Raw genomic sequence first — 15981 nt, 5'->3', positions numbered from 1 at the left:
GCGACGGCAGAATAACCGGAGTTTACTTCCGTAAATGAGGATTATTCTGCCGAGCATAACGCAGTATTTGGCGCGCTCCTGCAAGATTATTTTGGTTGGTAGGCCCAGCGCAAAAGAACTGCCCCCCAAGTAAACCCAGCCCCAAAAGCCGCCAAAATAATGTTATCGCCCTTCTTCAACTGCTTCTCCCACTCCCACAAACACAGTGGCAAGGTAGCAGCCGTAGTATTGCCGTAACGCTGAATGTTGATCATTACCTGACTCTTGTCGAGCCCCATGCGCTCAGCCGTAGCTTCAATAATGCGCATATTGGCCTGGTGGGGCACCAGCCAGGCCAACTCTTTATTGCTGATGTTGTGCTTTTGCATCATTTCCACGGCCACATCGGCCATGTTGGAAACGGCATGCTTGAATACGTGCCGACCATCCTGATAAATAAAGTGCTGACGGGCATCGATGGTTTCATGAGAGGGGGGATTGATGGAGCCGCCGGCTTCCATCTTCAGATACTTGCGGCCAAAGCCATCGCTTTTCAGAATGCTGTCGATGACGCCATAGCCTTCTTCTTCCCCGGGCTCCAACAGAACGGCGCCTGCCGCATCCCCAAAGAGCACACAGGTGGTCCGGTCGGTGTAATCCACTATGGAGCTCATTTTGTCGGCACCTACCACCAGTACTTTCTTCTTGGCCCCACTTTCAATAAACTTGGAAGCAGTATCCAGGGCATATAAAAAGCCGGAGCAACCGGCGTTCAAATCAAAACCATGGGCATTGCGGATGTCGAGCTTATCGGCCAGAATGTTGGCGGTGGCCGGAAAAACGTGATCGGGGGTCACCGTGGCAAAAACAATAAGATCGATTTCCTCAGGGCGGGTCCCGGTCTTTTCAAAAATCTGGCGGACGGCTTCTACAGCCATGTCAGAGGGACCCAGGCCTTCGCCTTTCAAAATGTGGCGTTCCTTGATGCCAACACGAGTCATGATCCATTCGTCGGAAGTCTCTACCATCCGACTCAACTCCTGATTGTCGAGGATGTAATCAGGCGCATAACCGCCCACGGCGGTTATCACTGCATTAACTTTCTTCATTCTTTAGTGGTTTGTGTTGTTCCCCGCCAGAAAAACAACATGGTAAGCTATGAATTTACTTAAATATGGTTTAATGGTAGTACAAAGTTATAAAAAGAAATTGGGGCGGACACCCCAAATGCTGCACGAATCTCCTATAAGGACTTACAAGTAAGGGGCTGTCGAAAAGACAGCCCCTTACTTATTTTGCTCAATGAACAAAGGAATACTATGCAGTAACTTCTTTCTCTACAGCCAGTTTTCCTCTGTAATAGCCACACTCGCCACAAACGGTATGCAGCTTTACAGAAGTGCCACAATTGGAACAAACACCCAGGGCAGGAACTGCAGCCTTATAGTGTGTTCTTCTCTTGTCTCTTCTGGTCTTTGATGTTTTTCTTTTAGGATGTGCCATTTTTCAACCTCTTTACTTGTGTTTATCAATTAACTTTTTCAACTCGTCCCATCTCGGATCACTGTCCGTATCGTCATCGGCTTCCCCGGCATCTTCTACCAGATACTCCGAAAGCTTTTGAACCATTTCGGGGTTACAACTGCGCCGGCCACTTTCGTCAATCGGATGTACGTGCTTTATGGGCAGCGAGGTAACCAGCAAATCATAAATCAACTGGGCCACGTTGAGCGCATGCTCATCCCGGGGCAAAACCACAATGTCTTCCGATGGTTCATCGTAATCGCTCCCAAACTTCACATAAATCCTGCTCTCATGATCTACCGCAACGTTCAGCGGCTCCAGGCAATAATCACAAAGCGAGACAATACTGCCTTCCATACTGAAATCCAAAATCAGCATTTGCTGACTTTTGGTCAGATTGACCTGCACCTTTGTCTGCGCATCTTCATAAAGGGCGTTTTCAAAAAGCCCGAAAAAAGCAGCATCCACAAGGAATTCAAAATGGTGAACACCATCTTTAAGTCCCTTAAATTCAATACTGTATTCTTTCAGCTTTCTCACGTCACCCTCAGTAAAAACTGTGCAAAGTTATAAAAATAAAAGACGTCGCGAAAAAAAAGGCGTAATTTTTATAAAGAATGTGCCCCGGGCAACACAATGCGAAAGGTACAACCCTTACCAGGCGCGGTATGCAGAACGGTTAATTGTCCCCCATGATACTGTTCTACAATGCGCTTGCTGAGGGTGAGTCCCAACCCCCAGCCACGCAGCTTGGTACTGTAACCCGGCTTAAAAATGGTTTTAAGCACGGCACGACTCATGCCCTTACCGTTGTCGCTGACATCTATAAGCACTTTGTCTTTTTGGCGCTGCACTTTCAACAAAATGTGACCCTCCCCTTCAATGGCGTCGATGGCGTTCTTGCACAAATTCTCAATAACCCATTCGAACAGGGGACGACTCAAAGGCAGCTCCAGCTCCTCCTCCCGGGGCAATTCCAGCTCAAACTGCACCAGGGTTGAGCTGCGCCTGCGCAGGTAGCCAACCATATCCCTGAGCACTTGAGACAAGGCAACCGGACTCAGTTCGGGCCTGGAGCCAATCTTTGAAAAACGAGCGGTAATGGTCTGCAAGCGCTCAATGTCCTTACGCATCTCGCCCACCAGTTCCTCATCGACCTCCTTCATTTGCAACACATCCATCCAGCCCAGAAGCGAAGTGGTGGGGGTACCCAATTGATGGGCTGTTTCACGCGCCATGCCTACCCATACCTGATCCTGTTCTCTGCGACGTGTGGCGCTAAAAGCTACGTAAGCCACCAGCATAAACACAAAAACTACTGCCAGCTGTACCAGCGGAAACCACTGCAACTTAATAAGGAGGGTCGAATCGTAATAATAGAGGTATTGAAAATCGTCTGGTCCCAGCTGAACCGGGATGGGCTCCTTGTAGCGCTTCATTTTATCGAGCATACGTTGCAGCTGAAGTCCCTCCTCCTTCCTCGAAAGCGGAATGTTCCGGTGAAAGACGATCTGGTCGAGGTCGTCCGTTAAAATGACAGGTACCGTGGTGTTGTTGCGTAAGATCTCGAGGATCAAGGCCATGGCCTCGCCATGGTCCACCTCCTCCAAAGCCAGCTGACGGCTGGCTTCGGCCCACAGCTCCATCTTCTTTTGCTCTTCCAGCTTAAGTTCGGCCACCAGTCGATTGGTGTACCATAGGGAAAACAAACTAATGAGGGCGGCCCCAATAAAGAGAAAGAATTTCCAGCGCTTTTTCAGATGGTAGAGCTGCATAATCAGCGGTACTTTTCGTCCTTTTGAAGCATAATGCTTACATAACTGTTGTAACGCGACTCCGCAATGTTTCCTTCGCTCACCTGCTCTTTAACGGCACAGCCGGGTTCGTGCAAATGGGTGCAATTGTTGAATTGACAGGCAGAGGAGGCTGCAAAAATTTCTCTGAAGTAATGAGAAAGTTCCTCCTTCTCCATCTGAATCAGTCCAAACCCCCGAATGCCAGGGGTATCGATAACAAAGCCACCAAAGGAGAAGGGATGCATCTCCGCAAAGGTGGTGGTGTGCGTTCCGGTGTGGTGCGCAGCCGAAATGTCGCGGGTTTTCAATTTGAGTCCGGGTTCCAAACGGTTCACCAGGGTGCTTTTGCCCACCCCCGAATGCCCGGCAATTAAGGTGGTCCTGTCTTTCAAAAGTGCTTTGATGTGACTCAAATCCTCCTGGTGCCGGGCCGAAACAGCCAGGGTCTGATATCCGATACCTTCATACATTTGCCGCAAGTCCTCGAGCTGCTGTATGTGCAGCTGGTCGTAGCGGTCCACCTTATTAAAAACCAAATGTACCGGTATACTGTAGGCCTCGGCCGAGGCCAGAAAGCGATCGATAAACACAGTGGTGGTTATGGGATAATTGATGGTCACCAGCAAGACAGTCTGATCAATATTGGCCGCCAAAATATGGGTTTGTTTCGACAGGTTGGTGGCTTTACGGACGATGAAATTCTTACGCGGCAGAATGGCCACAATCAGGCCTTCATCACCCTTTTCCTCCAATGCATAATCTACCCGGTCGCCAACGGCTACGGGACTGGTACTTTTTAATTCCTCCAGGCGCAGTTTGCCTTTGAGGCGACAAGGCACCGTGCCGCCCTGGTCATTCCTGACCATGAACCAACTGCCGGTGGCTTTAATGACTATGCCCTCCATAGTATTTCCCATAGTATGAAACAAAACACCCTCAAAAATAAGTAATTTCGGACTGCGAACAACAAAAGCCCGGGCATTATTTATGATGGGGCGCCACGGCACAGGAGCTTGGGGACAGTCAACAAACAAAATGCAGACTTTGGTCGTGCCAAAAGCAACGGTGGTCAAAAACGCCATGAAGGGTATAAAAAACTATTTATCTTTGACTTATAAAACAGCGGATAGGATAGGATGTGTGATAGAGCCGTACCAGGAATAAACAAAACAAAGGCCCAGACGGAAGTACCCGGACTGGGCGTTCGGCTGCATCCTGAAGAAGAGGCTGCACACTATCTGCCCCTCGAAATTTCCTCGATACTCAGCAGCGAACTCCCTTTTGAAGACCGCATCAATAATACCCTGGAACATCTGGGCAAGCATACTGCCGTAAGCCGGGTTTACATTTTTGAGAACAGTGCCGACGACAGCAGCTGCAGCAATACTTATGAGTGGTGTCATCCGGGCTGGACCTCGCAACGACATTATTTGCAAAGCGTTGCCTACAGTGGGGTCCCTTCCTGGCTGGATTTGCTGCAGTCGCCCGGCTATATCGAGGCTGCAGACATCGAGACAGAATTGCCCGGCGACCTGGTGGACATTCTTAAGGCCCAGGACATTTGTTCCATTTTGGTTTTTCCGCTCCATACAGGCCGTCGGATAAGAGGATTTGTTGGTTTTGACCAGTGCGGGACCCGGCGAATGTGGCAGGAAAAGGAGCGGCTGTTACTGACGACCGTTTCCCGCTTAATCAGCGCTGCCTTTCAGCAAAACGCCTCAATCCGTCAACTGCGTCAATCCTTACAAAAGCAACAGTTTTTATTGGATACAGCCACCTTACTCAATAGTAGAGAATCGCTCCAAAACATTTTCTTCTCGATTGCCCAACGCATGGCCGACACCTGGCAGATGGATGCCCTGGCCATATACCAGAGTGCCCCCTTCAGTCGCGACACCTTTTTACTCACGGCCTGCGCGGGAAAATCGGATTTCTGTACAGCTGCCCTGCCCGAAAAACTGGAACTCCCGGACCCCTTCCCCTTTCCCATTCTGCCCGATCCCGCCAGTTTCCAACTGCAGATCACCGAAGAGAAGCGAAATCTGCACAGTTCGTATGGACTCTGTCCCGAAAACGGCCTCGTTTTCGGGATCCAAACACAAGGCTTTCCCAACGGATTAATCCTTGCCCAATGGCGGAAGGAGCGTCCCAATCCCGAAATCGACCACCAACTGATGGCCACCATCGGCAGCATGCTGGCGCGACAAATTGATCATCAGCAGACCGAGGACAACAACCGCAAGAGTCACAATAAAATACTGCGCATCAATCAGCAACTGGCAGAGAAGGAATACTTCCTCAACAGCATCATCAAAACTGCCCCCATTGGTATTTTGCTGGTGAAGGACCGTGTGATTCATTATCTGAACGACCATATTATTCAAACCCTGGGCTACGAGCGGGAAGAATTAATGGGCCTGCATCTGTCCAAACTCTATCAGCAGGACAAGGAGGACCTCGGCAGCATACATGCTTTTTACGAAGAAATTGTACAGACCGGCAGCGCCGATATTGACGTTGCCCTACACAACAGAGCCGGACAACCCCTCTATGTCAGACTTACCGGCATCCCGGGGACCGGGTTTCATCAAAAAGGACTGATTCTGCTCATTGCCCAGGATCTGACGCAAATGAGGCGTTACGAAGAAGACCTGAAGGTTAACGAGGAACGCCACCAAAAAATACTTGACGCCAGCGTGGATGCCGTGCTCATTGTCAACTGCAGGCGCGAATTGATTTACAGCAATGAAGCCGCCTGCCGGCTCTCCGGCTACCGGCACCAAGACCTTTTGAAACAGAACCCAACAAAGCTGTTGGGGGGCTACCGTGGACTCAAAACCTATCTGCATCTGCTTCAAAAGCTTGACCAGGGCGAGAACTACAAGGGCGACCAGGTGGTGCGGACCGCCAGTGGCAGATTGGTACAGGTAGAGGTCAACGCCAGCAAGATAGACCTTAAGGATGGCGTGCACTATTATTTTAGTCTCCACGACATTACCCGGCGCAAACAAACCGAGAAGGAATTGGTGCAGGCTAAGGAAAAAGCCGAAAAAGCCGACCGGCTTAAATCGGCCTTTCTGGCCAATATGAGTCACGAAATACGCACTCCCCTCAATGCCATTGTGGGCTTTTCGAACCTATTGGGACAGGAAGGCCTGCACGAGGCCATGAAAAACGAATTCATCCACACCATCAACACCAGCTCCGAAGACCTTGTCGAAATCATCAACAACGTCATCGATATTTCCAAAATTGAAAGCGGTCTGCTCGAGATCAAGTCCACCACCATCGTCGTTGACGACCTTCTGGAACTGCTCTTTCACCACTACCGCAACCGACTCTGGAAGACCTCGCGACAAGACTTGGAGCTCAGACTGGAACTGCCCGAAAAACTGACGACGGAGACCGTAGTATTGGCCGATTACGAACGTTTGCAACAGGTCTTGAAACACCTCTTGAACAACGCCATAAAATTTACCGAGAAAGGCAGCATAACCATGGGCTATACCAAGGAAGGCCAGGAGGTTCATCTTTTTGTACGCGACACAGGCATTGGCATTTCTGCGCATAAACAGAAAGAAGTCTTTGAAGCCTTCCGGCAGGAAGATGAATCCCGATCCAAGCGCTATGGCGGAACCGGCCTGGGGCTCACCCTCTGCAAAACCCTTACCGAAGCTATGGGAGGTCAAATCGAGCTGCAATCTCAAAAACACGAAGGCGCCACCTTCATCATCCGACTGCCTGCCTTCGAAAAGATACTATAGCTCAGAGAAAAGCTGCTCCAGGGTTCGGCGAATAGTCTCCATATCGAGGCCCACCTCCCGAAACAACTCCATTTGGGTACCATGATCTACAAAGCGGTCGGGCACCCCCATACGACGCAGCTCCACGCCCTGGTAATTATGATCCGCCATAAACTCAGCCACCGCGGAACCCAGTCCCCCCACAATGGTCCCGTCCTCCACGGTAAGCACCTTGGCATAAGTTTGGAAGACCTCATGCAGCAGGTCCTCGTCGAGGGGCTTTACAAAGCGCACATCGTAGTGCCCTGCATTCATCCCGGCTTCGGCCAGCTGCTCGCAAACCCGTGCCATTTTGGCCCCAAGGGGACCAATACTTAAAACGGCTACGCCGCTTCCTTTTCGGAGACAGCGCCCCTTACCCACCGGCAAGGCCTCAAAGGGCTGCTGCCAATCGACCAACGAACCCACGCCCCGTGGGTAACGAATGGCAAAAGGCCCCTGATCGGGCAACTGGGCCGTGTACATTAAATTGCGCAATTCCACCTCATCCATGGGCGAAGCAACCACCAGGTTGGGTACCGACCGTAAAAAAGCCAGGTCGTACACCCCGTGGTGGGTAGCCCCGTCGGCCCCTACCAGTCCGGCCCGGTCGAGACAAAAAACCACATTCAGCTTTTGCAACGCCACATCGTGAATCACCTGATCGTAGGCGCGCTGCATAAAGGAAGAATAGATGTTGCAAAAGGGCAGCATACCGGCAATGGCCAGTCCGGCCGAAAAAGTTACCGCATGCTGTTCGGCAATGCCCACATCAAATGCCCGGTCGGGCATTTCTGCCATCATCAAATTGAGACTGCAACCTGTAGGCATGGCAGGCGTTATGCCTACAATTTTCTCATTTTCCCGGGCCAGTTCCACCAGGGTAAGACCGAAAACATCCTGAAAACGGGGTGGTTTGGGTTGCCCGGATGCCTCCTCCTTTATCAATCCGGTTTGCCGATCAAATTTACCACTTGGGGCATGCCAGGCTGTTTGGTTCTCCTCCGCCAGTTTAAAACCCTTGCCCTTTTTGGTAATTACGTGCAACACTTTGGGACCGGGAATGTGCTTTAAGTCGCTCAGCACACTGGTCAAGTGCGCAATATCGTGCCCGTCAACCGGACCAAAATAACGAATGTTCAGTCCCTCAAAGATATTGGTCTGCCGCGTCAACAGATTCTTTATGCTGTTGTTGATTTTGACAATCATCTCCTTGGAACGCGGACCCGCCAGTTTCAATTTGGACAGGCCTCCGAACAACTCCTTGCGCACCTTATTGTAGGTGCGACTCGTGGCGATATCTACCAGGTACTCACTGAGTCCCCCCACATTGGGATCAATGGCCATGTTGTTGTCGTTCAAAATCACCAGCACATTGGCGCCCGAAGCCGCCAGGTTGTTGAGTCCCTCAAAGGCGAGACCGGCCGACATGGAGCCGTCGCCAATTACGGCCACGACCTGACGCTGCGATAATCCCTGACGCTTGTAAGCGGTAGCCATACCCAGCGCTGCCGAAATGCTGGTAGAACTGTGCCCCACCCCAAAAGCATCGTAGGGACTCTCAAAAATATTGGGAAAGCCACTCAAACCACCGTACTTACGGTTGGTGTGGAACAGCTTGCGCCGATCGGTGAGAATTTTATGCCCGTAAGCCTGGTGTCCCACATCCCAAATAATTTTGTCTTCGGGCGTATTGAGCACGTAATGCAAGGCCACAGTCAGTTCCACCACACCAAGACTGGCACCAAAGTGAGCCGGGTTGCAGGATACCGCATCGATGATGAAGTCGCGCAACTCCCCACATACCTGAAGCAACTTCTCCTCCGGAAGTTTTCTCAGATCAAAGGGGGTATCTATTTGTTCCAGAAGGGGATATGCGGCTTCTTCCATTCCTGTTCAATGTTCTCTTTATGGGCAATGCTGCAAATATAACACTTTGTTAACAGATAGTTTGTTCCACGAGCTTCGGATTTTTGACGGAGGGCTCGGCCTGTTCGGGCCAAATAGTTTATTTTAGGGCCATAAAGCGAGCACTTATGTGGATTTCACACCGTCAACAACTCTATTTTTACCGCCACTTGCTGGGCCTTTTTAAGGTGGGGCGACTGGTCAACATACTGGCGCTACTGAGCAGCTTTTTTGTCTCCCGCCTGCTGAGGCGGCCCCTGGCCTGGGGGCAGCCCTGGGCCCTTTCGGTGGAGCCCTCCGGGCAATGCAATTTGCAATGTCCCGAGTGCCCCGTAGGCGCCGGCGTACTCACGCGCAAAGCAGGTATGATGACACCAGGGATCCTGAAAGAGCTGCTCGACCAGGCCGGAACCCCACTCAGTTTTCTGAACCTCTATTTTCAGGGCGAGCCCCTACTCAATCGGCAGCTGGATAAAATGGTGCAACTGGCCACAGAACGCCGAATTTTTACCTCGATGAGTACCAACGGATTGCTCCTGACGCCCCGGCGTTGCGACGAATTGATTTTGGGCGGACTGGGCCAGTTGATTGTTTCGGTGGACGGACTTACGCCGGAATCTTATGCGCGCTACCGCAAAGGGGGCGATCTGCTTAAGGTGCAGGAAGGTATTCGCACCTTTTTAGAACGACGCAAGGCCTTGAAAAAGCACAGCCCTATTCTTTGCGTCCAGTTTCTTGTCTTTGCCCACAACGAGCACGAAATTCCCGCACTCAAACGCTGGTGCAAAGCGCAGGGCGTAGATCGCCTGCAACTGAAATCGGCTCAGTTTTACGATTTTGGCAATCAGGAGGTGGCACCGCCTGAAAATCAGCGCTACTCGCGCTACAAAATGGTGGACGGGCGCCTGCAAATGAAAGGCAAAATGTACAAGCACTGCTACAAGCAATGGAGTTCGGCAGTGGTGTCGTGGGACGGACAGGCAGCCCCGTGCTGCTACGATAAGGATTTGGATTATTCACCTGGGAACATCCGGCAAGTGCCGCTGCCCGAATTGTGGAAGGGCAAAAAGATGCAGGGTTTCCGCACACAGGTACTGACCAACAAAGCCCAAATGGAGATGTGCCGGAATTGTCCGGAAGGCCGCAAGTGGCTGATTTAGTCCTCCATGGGCAGGGTGCAAACCTGCTCCAGGGCCTCGGAAAGACTCTCCCTGGTTTCGGCCAAAACCATCAACTTATCGTTTGGCTGAAGCACCGTATTGCCATTGGGCGTAAGGTACTTACCGTCGCGGTTAATCATAACAATGAGCGCTGTTTTGGGAAATTTAAGGTCCACAATCTTTTTGTTGACTGCGGGACTGTCCATGGCCACATCCACTTCAACAATTTCTGATTTTACACTGTCGGACAGCTCAATGTCTACCGGGGTGCGCCTTCGCAGCTTGTGCGGCAGGGCCACCCGCAACCAACGCGACACAATGGGCAGGGTCGTGCCCTGTATCAGCACCGAGAAAACGGTGATAAAGAACACCAGGTTGAAGATGACCGGGGCCTTCTCAATACCAATCAACATGGGATAGGTGGCAAACACGATGGGCACGGCTCCCCTTAGGCCCACCCATGAAATGAAAAGCCGATCGCGCTGGTGCATCTTAAAAAAGCTCAGCGATACCATGACTGCTGCCGGACGCGCCACAAAGATTAAAAACAGGGAAATCAGCACTCCGGGGACCAGCAGGGGCACCATCTGAGAAGGATACACCAACATACCCAGGGTTAAAAACAGGATGATTTGCATGAGCCAGGCCACGCCGTCGAAAAATTTAATGAGGGTCTTTTTGTGGATAAGTTCGCGGTTGCCCAGAAAAACCCCACAAATGTACACCGCCAGAAATCCGTTGCCATTCAGCAACTGGGTCACCGAAAAGGTAAGTATTACAAGAGCCAACACCAGCACCGGATAAAGGCCATCGTAATCGAGTTTAATGCGGTTGATGACCACCTGCCCCAGCTTGCCCATACCAAAGCCCAATAGGGCGCCCACCGAAAATTGCAAGAAAAAGAGGGGGATGATGGACCACAAGGAGCCGTCGGGCGCTTGCATTACCGAGAGCAAAGAAACGGTCAGGAAATAGGCCATGGGGTCGTTGCTTCCGCTTTCCAACTCCAGCGTGGGCCTTATCTGTCCCTTTAGGTTGACACTTTTGGAACGCAGAATGGAAAATACGGCTGCCGCATCGGTCGACGACACGATGGCGCCCAGCAACAAGGCTTCCAGCCAGGTAAAACTGGTGAAATACCAAACGACAAGGGCCACCAGGCCTGCCGTGAGCAATACGCCCAGGGTAGAAAGCACCACGCCCTTTCCTATCACGGGACGAATGCTTTTCCAGCGGGTATCGAAACCTCCCGAAAAAAGAATGTAATTGAGTGAGATTATCCCCAGCGTTTGTGCCAGTTGCGGATCGTTAAAATCGATGTAACCCAGTCCCTCAGACCCCACTACCACGCCAATGGCCAAAAACAACAACAAGGTGGGAATACCGAGTCGGTAAGAGGTTTTACCGGCCAGTATGCTGACAAAAAGCAGCAGGGCAACAAACAACATTCCGTGCTCGAGGGATATACTCATACGCGTAGCTAAAATCTGATAAGAAAAACCAAAGCGGCCGAAAAGCTCCTGCCCCCTACCTACAAAGATAGAAAGATTATAAATAAAAACCCCGGCCCCGCTTTAAAAAGCAGGTGCCGGGGGATTTAAATCTTTGCCAGAAAAGGCGCTACTGCATCTTCTTAAACAGTTCGGTCATGCTGACCTTTTCCATAATCAGGCCCTTCAAATCGGCGATCTTCACGCGCTCCTGCGCCATAGTATCGCGGTGGCGAATGGTTACCGTCTGGTCCTCAGCGCTTTGGTGGTCAATGGTTACGCAGAAGGGCGTACCCACAGCATCCTGACGCCGGTAGCGTTTTCCGATGGAGTCTTTCTCGTCGTACTGACAATTGAAGTGGAACTTAAGATCGTCCACGATGCTGCGTGCCAACTCGGGCAGTCCGTCCTTCTTAACCAGGGGCAGTACAGCCAGCTTAACGGGGGCCAGCACCGGTGGCAACTTCAACACCACACGCGATTCTGTTTTTCCGTCCTTGCCGGGCACTTCTTCCTCGCAATAAGAACCGGCCAAAATACTCAGAAACATCCGGTCCACCCCAATGGATGTCTCCACCACATAGGGCACATAGCTCTCGTTGCGTTCCGGGTCAAAATAGGAAATCTTCTTACCTGAAAACTGCTGGTGCTGCGACAAGTCAAAATCGGTCCGTGAGTGGATGCCTTCCACCTCTTTAAAACCAAAGGGCATCTCGTATTCAATGTCTGTCGCAGCGTTGGCGTAGTGCGCCAGCTTATCGTGATCGTGAAAACGGTACTTGTGATCGCCCAGGCCCAATGCCTTATGCCATTTCATACGGGTTTCCTTCCATTTTTCAAACCAGTTGAGCTCCTCGCCGGGTGCCACAAAAAATTGCATCTCCATCTGCTCGAACTCCCGCATACGGAAGATGAACTGACGGGCTACAATCTCGTTGCGGAAGGCCTTTCCGATTTGGGCAATACCAAAAGGAAGCTTCATACGACCGGTTTTCTGCACATTCAGAAAATTCACAAAGATGCCCTGCGCCGTTTCGGGGCGCAAATACACCTTGAGGGCACCATCAGCGGTAGAGCCCATTTCGGTGGCAAACATCAGGTTAAATTGCCGCACATCGGTCCAGTTTTTGGTGCCGCTGATGGGACAAACCACCTCGTAGTCGATAATAATTTGACGCAGCTCTGCCAAATCGTTGTCGTTCAAAGCCTTTACGAAGCGCTGATGAATTTCGTCCTTTTTGGCCAGGTTCTCCTGAACGCGGGGATTGGTTTCCCGAAACATGGCCTCGTCAAAACTCTCGCCAAACCTCTTGGCGGCTTTCTCCACCTCCTTATCGACCTTGGCATCGTACTTGGCCATCAGGTCCTCAATCAGCACATCGGCACGGTAACGCTTCTTGCTGTCCTTGTTGTCGATCAATGGATCGTTGAAGGCATCCACGTGACCCGAAGCCTTCCACACCGTGGGATGCATAAAAATGGCCGAATCGAGTCCCACCACATTGTCGTTCAGCAAGACCATCGAATCCCACCAGTACTTCTTGATGTTGTTTTTCAACTCCACGCCATTCTGGCCATAATCGTAAACGGCACCCAGACCGTCGTAAATCTCACTGCTTTGGAACACAAACCCATATTCCTTGCAATGGGCCACCAATTTCTTAAAAACGTCTTCCTGAGCCATAATGCTGTAACTTTTATCTTGTTTTTTATTAAATAGCAAACAAAATGTGCACCCTCCCATTTTGGACCGGCACACAAGAGGGCAAAAATAAGCCAAAATTTCAGTTTTATAGCATTTCCAACTAATTAGTTAGGACCAGGGAATAAAACGATTTTTTTTTGCAAGCAGAGTCAATAAAAATTGCTATTCTAAAAATCTTTAACGAGCTTTGTTTTTCAAAGTTCTTTTAAGATGACAACAAAAAGCAACCCTTCGGAAGATTTAAAGCACATCCGTCAAATGATGGAGGCTTCGTCCAAATTCCTATCTCTAAGTGGTCTTTCCGGCATAGCTGTTGGCAGCTTTGCCCTGGCAGGAGCCGCCATTGCCTACTTTATTATTTTGAAGGGAGGGACCGTCAAATACAATGAATTTATTCAAGTGGTAAATTATGGACAAAATGATCATTTACGATCAGGCATGTTACTGAATGCCCTATTTGTTCTTTCCGGGGCTCTACTATCTTCCTGGTATCTTTGTTATCGTAACAGCAAAAAAAGAAACCAAAAGTTTTGGACCCCTTCAGCACAAAAGATGGTTTGGAGCCTATTCTCGGTCCTCTCGGTCGGAGGAGCTTTTTGCCTACTGCTGGTATACCATGGCTACTTCAAACTAGTAGCCGCATCCATGCTGCTGTTTTATGGTCTGGCGCTGCTCAACGCCAGCAAGTACTCGATGCAAAACATAAGCGCTTTGGCCTATACGCAGATGTCTCTTGGTTTATTGGCCACCTTCTTTCATAATTATGGCTTATTGCTATGGACTCTTGGCTTTGGAGTGGTCCACATCATTTATGGCGTAGCTATGTATTTTAAGTACGACAGAAAAGCGTAAACCTATTCTTCAGCCATGCTGTAAACAAGAATCCTTCACCAGGCAGAAAAACAATCACCATGAAAACAATCATTGAGGGACTTAACAAAAATTTCGACAACCGTGTTCGCCTGGGAATAATGAGCGCCCTAATGGTGAACGAGGGAGTTGAATTCAACACCCTCAAAGATTTACTCGGAGTTACCGACGGAAATCTGGCCAGTCATTTAAAAGGGCTGGAAAAAGCTGGGATTATTGCAGTTCATAAACAGTTCATTGGCAAAAAACCAAATACCTCTTATACCCTTACTGGAGATGGGAAAAAGCAATTTTCTTCACATATCAACGCACTTGAAAAACTGCTTAAAAGCCCTGACAAAAATGTACATTAGCAAAACTAATCATCAATAATTTTTTTATTTTTTTACTTTGAAAAAAAAAGTACTTTTAAAACAAGAAATCATGGAAACAAAAAATCTCCCAAAAACCCCCTGGGTTAACTCATTAACCTTTAAACTGACAATTATCGGAATCATAGCTTTATTGCTGCTTATTCCCTTATCTATGATAAAGAGCGTTATTGCCGAAAGGGAATCAACGTCCTTAGAAGTAGAAAATGAAATTTCTGCCCAATGGGGACATGCCCAAGTGTTGGCAGGCCCCATATTAAACATTCCGACAAAAAAATCGGTTGTTGACAAAAATGGAAATTTGATTGTTCAGAAAGACTGGCTCCACATTATGCCCTACAATTTAAATATTTCCACCAAAATAAATCCAGAGATCAGATACCGGGGTATTTATAAAACAGCTGTCTACACTTCAATATCAGAGATTACCGGACAATTCAAGTTCGATATAAATCCGGAAGAAATCGTTGGAACACCCGATTGGAGTAAAGCAGTGGTTACCTTTGGAGTTAGCGACACCAGAGGCATTAGAGGGGATATAAAAATTAAATGGGACAACAAATCCATTGAACCAGAGTCTGGAATGCATACAAAAGCCATTACCAAAACAGGTTTCAGTATAAAAACCCCCTTGACAGTTTACGATTTGAATAAAAACATTCCTTTTGACATCCAATTGGAGCTAAGCGGATCTAAAACCTTTACCATATTGCCGTTGGGACAAGACAGCAAAATTGACATTGCTTCTTCATGGACCAATCCAAGTTTCAGCGGCAACCTATTACCGCTTACAAGAGATGTTTCGGAAAATGGATTTACTGCTCATTGGCAACTCACTCATTTAAATAGGAATTTTCCTCAATACTGGCAAGGAGCTAGATTTGACGTATGGGAGCACTCCCTGGGTGTTGACCTGTATCTCCCTGTAAACCATTACCAGAAAGCGATGAGATCAGCCAAATACGGCATCCTGTTTATTGTCTTGACCTTACTGGTATTCTTATTCATAGAACTGATTTACAATAAAAATGTGCACCTTTTTCAGTATCTTCTGGTTGGACTGGCTCTGATTCTCTTTTTTTCATTACTAACTGCTCTAAGCGAACATACGGGATTCGACATTGCCTATGTAATCGCCTCCACAGCTAATATTTCAATTATAAGCTTGTTTGCCTATGGATTGCTGCAAAACCTCCGCCTAACTTCATGGGTAACGGGACTCCTGATACTTATGTACAGTTTTCTTTTTGTACTTTTACAACTTAACGACCTCGCATTTTTGGCTGGAAATATTGGCTTGGTAATCATACTGTCGGTCATTATGAAAGCATCTCTCAAATTAAGCAGACAACTAAGTTGAGCAAACAAACGGTCTATTAATAATAGGCTCTCCGTA

The 15981-nt window shown here is 49.1% G+C and carries 13 protein-coding genes; 5 read left to right on the top strand and 8 right to left on the bottom strand.

The genetic code is table 11. The features are described 5' to 3' along the window. Nucleotides 1-86 precede the first annotated feature (86 nt). The 5 genes from B4W65_RS03695 to rsgA form a co-directional block, all read right to left on the bottom strand. Nucleotides 87-1088, bottom strand: coding sequence for a beta-ketoacyl-ACP synthase III (locus B4W65_RS03695; RefSeq protein ID WP_088653768.1), 1002 nt, complete (start codon nt 1086-1088; stop codon nt 87-89). Between the two features lie 208 nt (nt 1089-1296). After that, entirely contained in the window at nt 1297-1482 is a 186-nt protein-coding gene (rpmF, locus tag B4W65_RS03690; protein ID WP_088653767.1) for a 50S ribosomal protein L32, read from the bottom strand. A gap of 12 nt (nt 1483-1494) precedes the next feature. After that, on the bottom strand, nt 1495-2043 hold the full coding sequence (locus B4W65_RS03685; protein ID WP_088653766.1) for a YceD family protein: 549 nt from the start codon (nt 2041-2043) through the stop codon (nt 1495-1497). A gap of 68 nt (nt 2044-2111) precedes the next feature. Then, a complete protein-coding gene (locus tag B4W65_RS03680; protein ID WP_088653765.1) occupies nt 2112-3278 on the bottom strand; it encodes a sensor histidine kinase in 1167 nt (388 codons plus the stop codon). 2 nt (nt 3279-3280) lie between these two features. Then, the gene (rsgA, locus tag B4W65_RS03675) at nt 3281-4381 is read right to left on the bottom strand and encodes a ribosome small subunit-dependent GTPase A (RefSeq protein ID WP_240509470.1); all 1101 of its coding nucleotides are present in this window, start codon (nt 4379-4381) and stop codon (nt 3281-3283) included. Between the two features lie 54 nt (nt 4382-4435). On the opposite strand from rsgA, the gene B4W65_RS03670 reads away from it, so the two are divergent. Further along, nucleotides 4436-7063, top strand: coding sequence for a sensor histidine kinase (locus B4W65_RS03670; RefSeq protein WP_088653764.1), 2628 nt, complete (start codon nt 4436-4438; stop codon nt 7061-7063). Here the strand turns inward: B4W65_RS03670 and dxs are convergent. Further along, nucleotides 7058-8971 carry a 1-deoxy-D-xylulose-5-phosphate synthase gene (gene dxs / locus B4W65_RS03665; RefSeq protein WP_088653763.1) on the bottom strand — a complete coding sequence of 638 codons (1914 nt, stop codon included), beginning with the start codon at nt 8969-8971 and terminating at the stop codon, nt 7058-7060. The genes B4W65_RS03670 and dxs overlap by 6 nt on opposite strands. Nucleotides 8972-9117: 146 nt before the next feature. On the opposite strand from dxs, the gene B4W65_RS03660 reads away from it, so the two are divergent. Further along, entirely contained in the window at nt 9118-10149 is a 1032-nt protein-coding gene (locus B4W65_RS03660; protein WP_088653762.1) for a radical SAM/SPASM domain-containing protein, read from the top strand. On the opposite strand, the gene B4W65_RS03655 is transcribed toward B4W65_RS03660, so the two are convergent. Both B4W65_RS03655 and B4W65_RS03650 read right to left on the bottom strand, forming a co-directional pair. Beyond that, complete coding sequence (locus B4W65_RS03655; protein WP_088653761.1) at nt 10146-11621, bottom strand: potassium/proton antiporter; 1476 nt, start codon at nt 11619-11621, stop codon at nt 10146-10148. The two genes, B4W65_RS03660 and B4W65_RS03655, sit on opposite strands and share 4 nt — an antisense overlap. 148 nt (nt 11622-11769) lie before the next feature. Then, nucleotides 11770-13323 (bottom strand): glycine--tRNA ligase, encoded by a 1554-nt coding sequence (locus B4W65_RS03650; RefSeq protein WP_088653760.1) that lies wholly within the window; start codon nt 13321-13323, stop codon nt 11770-11772. A 231-nt stretch (nt 13324-13554) separates the two neighbouring features. Here B4W65_RS03650 and B4W65_RS03645 point away from each other — a divergent pair, with 231 nt between their 5' ends. From B4W65_RS03645 to creD, 3 genes are all read left to right on the top strand, one after another. Next, on the top strand, nt 13555-14196 hold the full coding sequence (locus B4W65_RS03645) for a hypothetical protein (RefSeq protein ID WP_146697699.1): 642 nt from the start codon (nt 13555-13557) through the stop codon (nt 14194-14196). Nucleotides 14197-14255: 59 nt separating this feature from the next. Then, nucleotides 14256-14567, top strand: a complete 312-nt coding sequence (locus tag B4W65_RS03640; RefSeq protein ID WP_088653758.1) for a winged helix-turn-helix domain-containing protein — start codon at nt 14256-14258, stop codon at nt 14565-14567. A 70-nt stretch (nt 14568-14637) separates the two neighbouring features. Beyond that, nucleotides 14638-15945 (top strand): cell envelope integrity protein CreD, encoded by a 1308-nt coding sequence (gene creD, locus B4W65_RS03635; RefSeq protein ID WP_088653757.1) that lies wholly within the window; start codon nt 14638-14640, stop codon nt 15943-15945. Nucleotides 15946-15981 lie beyond the last annotated feature (36 nt).

It is taken from the genome of Geofilum rhodophaeum (assembly GCF_002210225.1).
GTDB classification, from domain to species: Bacteria; Bacteroidota; Bacteroidia; order Bacteroidales; family Marinilabiliaceae; genus Geofilum; species Geofilum rhodophaeum.
The sequence above is the reverse complement of the archived record's forward strand: the minus strand, read 5'-3'. Positions and strand labels throughout refer to the sequence as shown.